This window comes from Streptomyces sp. NPDC005423, from assembly GCF_040606415.1.
GTDB lineage: Bacteria > Actinomycetota > Actinomycetes > Streptomycetales > Streptomycetaceae > Streptomyces.
In genome coordinates, this window is sequence record NZ_JBEXET010000032.1 from 79950 (window position 1) to 86601 (window position 6652).

General features: G+C 64.9%; 4 protein-coding genes and 1 pseudogene. 4 read left to right on the forward strand and 1 reads right to left on the reverse strand.

Going from position 1 to position 6652, the window contains the following annotated elements:
* Nucleotides 1-523 precede the first annotated feature (523 nt).
* Nucleotides 524-1105 carry a transposase family protein gene (locus ABZT12_RS28035; protein WP_356389611.1) on the forward strand — a complete coding sequence of 194 codons (582 nt, stop codon included), beginning with the start codon at nucleotides 524-526 and terminating at the stop codon, nucleotides 1103-1105.
* A gap of 33 nt (nucleotides 1106-1138) precedes the next feature.
* Here ABZT12_RS28035 and ltrA read toward each other — a convergent pair whose 3' ends face one another.
* Nucleotides 1139-2404, reverse strand: coding sequence for a group II intron reverse transcriptase/maturase (ltrA, locus tag ABZT12_RS28040; protein ID WP_356389613.1), 1266 nt, complete (start codon nucleotides 2402-2404; stop codon nucleotides 1139-1141).
* 572 nt (nucleotides 2405-2976) lie between these two features.
* Between ltrA and ABZT12_RS28045 the strand changes: the two genes are divergently transcribed.
* From ABZT12_RS28045 to ABZT12_RS28055, 3 genes and pseudogenes are all read left to right on the forward strand, one after another.
* Nucleotides 2977-3639 carry an ISAs1 family transposase gene (locus ABZT12_RS28045; RefSeq protein WP_356389636.1) on the forward strand — a complete coding sequence of 221 codons (663 nt, stop codon included), beginning with the start codon at nucleotides 2977-2979 and terminating at the stop codon, nucleotides 3637-3639.
* Nucleotides 3640-4322: 683 nt separating this feature from the next.
* A complete protein-coding gene (locus ABZT12_RS28050) occupies nucleotides 4323-4988 on the forward strand; it encodes a hemerythrin domain-containing protein (RefSeq protein ID WP_356389615.1) in 666 nt (221 codons plus the stop codon).
* 272 nt (nucleotides 4989-5260) lie between these two features.
* A pseudogene (locus ABZT12_RS28055) lies at nucleotides 5261-5563 on the forward strand (ISAs1 family transposase); the annotation flags it as partial.
* Between the last annotated feature and the right edge of the window lie 1089 nt (nucleotides 5564-6652).

Genomic DNA, 6652 nt, shown 5'->3' on the forward strand with positions numbered 1-6652 from the left:
CCGGAACGGCGAGTTCATCCTGATGAGCAGCTGGTCCAGCTCCTCAAGGGCGAGTAGGCCTTGCCGCGGCGCCGGGAGGTTCGGCCGCTGACAGAGCACTGCGGCGACCAGGTCCGAGTCGCCCTGAAGGACGAACTCGGCTGGGCCGGCTCCAGGTCCGCTCCGACCGCGCCATCCGCCGCCACCAAGCTCTGGTCAACTGTGCCTTCTCCTTCTGCTGGGACCAGTGGTTCGCCCCACCCGGACCCTTGGATGCCACCGCGCCGGACCCCTGCCCCTACCAGAGGGCGAAGCGGGGCCCAGCCATACCCCACCAGCACCCACCGCCCTGCTGGCCCAGGGCCTTACTCGCCATCCGGTCCTGGCTCACCCCCCAGGGCTGATGCGTTCTCAGCCCGCGAGATGAGCTGATCGCTTGCCTACGCACCGCCGTGGGCGGTTCGCCCGGTTCGGCAACGAGAGACGCGACCCCTGATGATCAAGGTTGTCGAAGCCTTTGATCACGAACAGGGGTCGCGTTCGCGTGCCATCCTCCCTGATCGGTGTCCTGCAGCGCCACTGCGAGGACATCGACTCCGCCTGCCCGGATCCGGAACCGTCGCAACTCATCTCCCTGGCCGAGGTCTTGGGTCGGATACCCGATCCACGCCGGGTCCGTGGCCGCCGCTACCGCCTGGGCTCCCTGCTCGCCCTGTGCCTGGTCGCCGTCCTCGGCGGAGCTAGGTCCCTGGCCGCCGTCTCCCGCTTCGCCGCCAATACCCCCTCCGACCTGCGCAAACTACTCGGACTGGCCTCCAGTACACCGAATGCCTCGACGCTGGGACGACTCCTGTCCCGCCTGGACGGCGACGCCCTGGACGACGCCGTGGGCTCCTGGCTCGCCCGGTACGCCGCCGACCCGGTTGACGAACCCAGCGAAAGGCTGGTCGGCCTGGCCGTCGACGGCAAGACGGTGCGCGGATCCCGCACCGGCGGCGAGGCCGTCCACCTGCTCGCCGCTGCACTGCACGCCTGTCAGACTGTGATCGCCCAGCGCCAGGTGGCCGCGAAGAGTCGAGTAGCCGGGGGGAGTTTCGCCCCCCGGCTCTCACGGAACCGTGCGTAAAGATCTCCCTTTACACGGCTCTTGCCATCCTGATCACCAGCCCGAGGACGCTGCGGTGGTCACCTTCCACTGGGCGAACATGCGGGGATAACGCTTCGCGATCTCCCCCATCTTCCTAAGGGCCTTGCACAACGCCGAGAGCCGCCTGTACTTCTTGCGGATCCATCGCACCAAGTAGGCGTTGATGCGCTGCAGGAGAGGGATCAGGGCCGATCGGTAGAACCGGCCGTAGTAGTTGATCCAGCCCGCCACGATCGGATTGATCCGTCGGGCGAGCTCAACGAAGGAGAGGTCGGACCGCCGGTGAAGACGCCAGCTGCGTACTTCCCTGCCGATCCTCTTCAAGGCGTCCTTGCTGATCGCGGGCTCGAAGGACAGGAACCGCCTGCCCTGCTTGTCCTGCGACTTGCGCGCGCGGAACGTGTACCCGAGGAAGGTGAACTCCCTGTGCTCATACGAGCCCTGGCGTTTCCCGTCCCGGCAGTAGACGATCCTGGTCTTGTCGGGATGCAGCCGCAGCCCGACTTCCTCCATCCTGTCCGTGAGCGCGGCCAGCACCTGGCGGGCCTGACGCTCCGAGACGCAGTGCACGACCGCGTCGTCGGCGTAGCGCTCGAACGTGACGGTCGGGAACTCCCGGTCCAGCCACATGTCGAACGCGTAGTGCATGAACAGGTTCGCGAGCACGGGCGAGACCGCTGAGCCCTGTGGGGTTCCGCGGTCCCGCTGCTGCAAGGTGCCGTCGGGCAGTTGCAGCGGTGCTTGAAGCCACCGCCGCACATACAAAATCACCCAGACGGCGTCGGTGTGCGCTTCCACGGCCTTGACGATGAGGTCCCACCGGACGCTGTCGAAGAACTTCTCGATGTCGAACTCGACCACCCAGTCCTTCCTCCAGCAGCGTTCCCGACAGGACTCCACCGCGTCCAGCGCCGACCGCCCGGGCCGGTAGCCGTAGGAGTCACCATGGAACACAGGTTCCACCTGGTCCATGAGGTGCCTGGCCACTACGGTCTGGGCGATTCGGTCGGCCACCGTGGGCACGCCCAAGATCCTCACGCCGCCGCCGGGCGACGCCTTGGGGATCTCCACCGCTCGCACCGGCGGTGGAAAGTACGTCCCTGACGACATTCGATTCCAGATCTTGTACAGATTGTTCTTCAGATCCTTCTCAAATTCCTCAATGGACTGCCTGTCCACACCCGGCGCACCTTTATTCGCCTTCACTCCCTCGTATGCCTCCCAGACCGTCCGCTTTGAAATATAAAACGGCTTGGCCGATGACTTCAACGTGTCCATGCAGTTCCTCCCGGAGAACATCCGGTTGTCTGAATACACAACGTCGCGAATGGCCCGGCCCCTTCGCTCCACCCCTATTACGGAGGTTTCATCACTACTACGAGCCGGTCCGCCGGCGCACCTCGCATCGGTACTCGGCCCCTCACGGTTCCAGCCGCTTGGGGTACTCCCTCTCGCCACTCCTACCAGGGCGGACAGTGTCGAGGAGCGCCTTCTCCTGTTCCGTACGGAAGCGGCAGATCAGGCTCACGTCGTCTTCATGCCGGACACCGCCTGGCCAATAAGCGGGCACCCACCAGGCTCATCCCGGGACTCATTACACACCCCGGTTCTGATGTCGTCTAAGATCTTTCGACACTTCAGCAACGATTCACTTGCGTTCGTCTTCCTGATCCCCACCTGACGCCTCTTACGGCGCCTTTTCCTCAATCGCTCACCACGACAGTCTTCGGCTAACGCAGCATGAGGCGGTTTGAAGCCTCCCCCCGCAGGGCGACTCCGAAGGGCCAAACACCTTCATCTCCCGTACAGCATTACTTCGAGCAGCTTTCCTACAATCAGCTCCCCTACGTATTCAGGACACACGCAACGAAATCCCCGCCTTCGCCCCATTGCTGGACCGCATCGCCTTGCGCGGCGTCGTCGTCACCGCCGATGCGATGCACACCCAGCGCGCCCACGCCGAGCACGTCATCACGGCCGGCGGCCACTACCTCCTGGTCGTCAAAGGGAACCAGAAGAAGCTGCGCAAGCAACTGCGGCGCCTGCCCTGGCGGGACATCCCGCTGCAGGCTCGCACCACCGGGGCCGGGCACGGCCGCCGCGAGGTCCGCCGCCTAAAAGTCTGCACCGTCCAAACCGGTCTGCTCTTCCCGTATGCCGTCCAGGCCATGGAGATCAAACGCCGCCGCACCCACCGCAAGACCGGCAAGGTCGAGACGAAGACCGTGTACGCGGTCACCAGCCTGCCGCCTGAGCAGGCCAGCCCGGCACGGCTCGCCGAACTCATGCAGGATCACTGGTCAGTCGAAGCCCTGCACCACATCCGAGACGTCACCTACAGAGAGGACGCTTCGCGGATACGTACCGGCACCGCACCCCGCGCCATGGCCACCCTGCGCAACCTCGCCATCGGACTCATGCGCCAAGCGGGCTGGACCAACATCGCAGCCGCAGCCGATCACTACCGGTCACGCCCCCAGCACGCGACAGCCATGCTCCGACTCACAGCGTGAGAACGCATCGCCCCTGGCTCACCCCCGCCATCACCCTCAGCCGGTGGTGACGAGTCTGGACGGACACGGACCCACCCTCCGAGCTCCAGGCCCTGATCGACGCGGTCACCACCAGACACAGCATTGACCTCTACCTCCGGATTCAACGAACTACCGGTAGTACTGCTGTTCCTACCCTCGCGACTGGCAGCTGCCGTTTTACTGGAGGAAGATCAGGCACGCAAAGGATCCGGCGAGTTCGTCGACCACGGCCGTCGGACCTTCATGCCGTGAGATGGCGACGCCGCCCTGGTTGTGACCTGGCCCCGCAGCGCCGCAGACCCCGAACCGGAGACAGTCAGAAGCCGTTGCACAAACCGAATCTGAGGCTTAGAAACTTCAATAATCACGAAGCCCGTGCCTGCTCTGCCATGTGCCCCAACTGGTCACAACCCGCCCAGCCGCACGACCCCGGAATTTGCAACCGCCCTGGCTTGACCGGCGACCTCACTTCAGAAGAGCCGCATGCAAAAAGGCGCGATTACACGCAACTCCGGAAGGATTTGAGTTAGTTGTCACGGGTGGCGTTAGCATTCAAAATCGCGGGGTGCACGCACTGTGTCACAATCCATGCGCACCCTCTCAGATAAATCCCTCCTTTAGGAAAGCGACAGGCACTTATGAGTACGGCAACCGACGTTCCCATGGCCGATGTGCGCGACATGTATGTCGCGCACACCGTGTTCCGCCGCGAGTTCGGCCTCGCCCCGGGGCTCATACGCGGTGTCAGCGACGGTGACATCACACGCTCCAAGATTGTGGCAGCGCATCTCGACCTCGTCCTCGGGATGTTGCTGACCCACCACGAGGGCGAGGACCTGCTGGTGTGGCCCAGGCTGCTGGAGCGCGTCAGCGAGGAGATCGCTCCGGTGGTCCACCTGATGGAGGAGCACCACGGGAGGATGCACACTCTTTGCGACGAACTGATCGCGCAGCTGAAGTCCTGGCGTTCCAACGCCTCCTCAGCCGAGGGTGAAACGGTCGCCACTACCTGCGAACGGCTCAACGAGGTCCTTTTCGAGCACATGGGCCTTGAGGAGGAGAAGATCCTGCCGCTCGCGGCGAAGTACATCACCGCCAAGGAGTGGCACGAGTTCGCCGAGCACGCCTTGGCCGAGACACCCAAGAAGAACCTGCCACTGGGCCTCGGACTGGCTCTTTACGAAGGCGATCCTGAGGTCATGAAGGGCGTACTGAAGGAAGCTCCTCTTCCCCTCCGTCTCGTCATGCCCGTCATCAGCCGCCGCCTCTTCCGGTCTCACGCGAAAAAGGTCCACGGCACCCCTACCCCGCCCCGCGCGAGCGCCTGACGTGAAGGACGAGCACGAGTTCTCCGACGCGGGCGGACTGCCGCCTGACGCTTCCGTCGGCCTGCGGCCCCGGCCCTGACCCGGGCTCCGCGACCATCTCGTCGCCGGACTGGATCTCCGTCATCGCCTCCCGGGTGATCCCCCAGGGCCCCGTCGAGTGCCCGGATCGTCCCGGCTTGGGGTGTTGATCTTGGTGGTGGGTCCCGGAAGCAGGTGAACACGGCGCCTGTGGATCATGTAGTTCTCTACGCTGCAAGATCCACGAAGGTGCCGTGTTCGTTCCTCCACCATCCCCTGTCGCTGTCCCCATGCCTCATGCGCCCTGCCTGGAAGGCCTCGGCGAGAGTGCCGCCAAGGAGCAAGTCCACTGCCTGGTCGCCGAGTTCGAGTCGGTCTGTGATCCGAGAGGGGCTTGCGGAGTGCGGTACCGGCTCTCCTCGCTGCTGGCCCTGGTGGTCTGCGCGATGCCCCCGTCCGGCCCCGACTTGATCACCGCGGCGGCGGAGTGGTGTCGGCGTGCGACGCCGGAGGAACTGGCCGCCCTCGGGCGGCCCTTCCACCCACTCCTTGGCCGCTCGGGTGCCGACCCCTCATCCTGTGTAGTGCGGGTCCGGTCCGAACCGTCCTCACGGCTCTCGCAACGGTCACACCTTCCTTTCACGAACCCTCCCCAGGCCCTTCGACGCCACCTGCGTCAGCAGTTGTTCGCCATTGCTGTTTGAGGCACAGGCCCGTCCGCGCCGACTACCTCGACAGCGTCGTCTGGGACCACATCATCGGCGTGATCGCCGACCCGCACCTGATCCGGTCCGAGATCGAAAAGCGGCTGGACCGCGCCCGCACCAGCGACCCCGCCATCCGCCACCCGCCACCCGCCACCCGCCACCCGCCACCCGCCAGCGCAGCCGACTCGAACTGGCCCTGCCAAGGCCACGGAAGCGATCACGCGCATGATCGAAGCGTTCCAGGAACAGCTGATCACCCTCGATGAACTGCGGGCCGGGATGCCCGGCCTGCGGGCCAGCAAGACCAAGAACAGTCGGCGGGAGCGGTCCGGGTCGCGGATTCACTGCCGCAACTCGTTCTCACTCAAAAGTGGAACCAGGCGCGTTCTGGGAAATGTTTGTGGCAGCACCCAGGGTCATGACGGAACCTCAGATCGCACCCACGTCCGAAGCGGACGACGTCGGGCGCCACCCCTGCCCACGTTGTAACGCTCAGCCAGGCTGACGCTGACGCTCACGCTCCGGGGCGGTCGCCGGCACTTACCGCACCGGCCGCTTCACCAAGGTGCCCCGTCCATACCCGGCCAGTTCGTCCCCGGTGTCCGCGCCGCATTCCTGACCACCGCAGCACTGAGCTTACGAAAATCTTGTATGAGCCGAGAGCCACACCCATCGGTGATCGTCAGTTGCGCAGCGACAAGCAGGGGTAGGTGAGGCCGGTCAGTAGCCGGGTCACAGTCCTCGATCAGGGCTGGAGACCTCTGGATCGGGGCGGGTCAGGCTGTTTCCCGGCAGTTGACAGGCCGCGCGTAGAGCATCCAGCTTCTCTGCGTCAGTGGTCTCGTGAGGGGCCTCGCGTTTTCCGGACAGGCATCTGACTGTCTATTTCACGCGGCGATTCGCAACTTCTCGTGCTCGGCGTGGACTTCGCGCGGAGGG

What these genes read in the sequence shown, in the direction of transcription:
- ABZT12_RS28050 (WP_356389615.1), top strand. Translation starts at nt 4,323, where the DNA reads ATGGCCGATGTGCGCGACATGTATGTCGCGCACACCGTGTTCCGCCGC.
- ltrA (WP_356389613.1), bottom strand. Translation starts at nt 2,404, where the DNA reads ATGGACACGTTGAAGTCATCGGCCAAGCCGTTTTATATTTCAAAGCGG.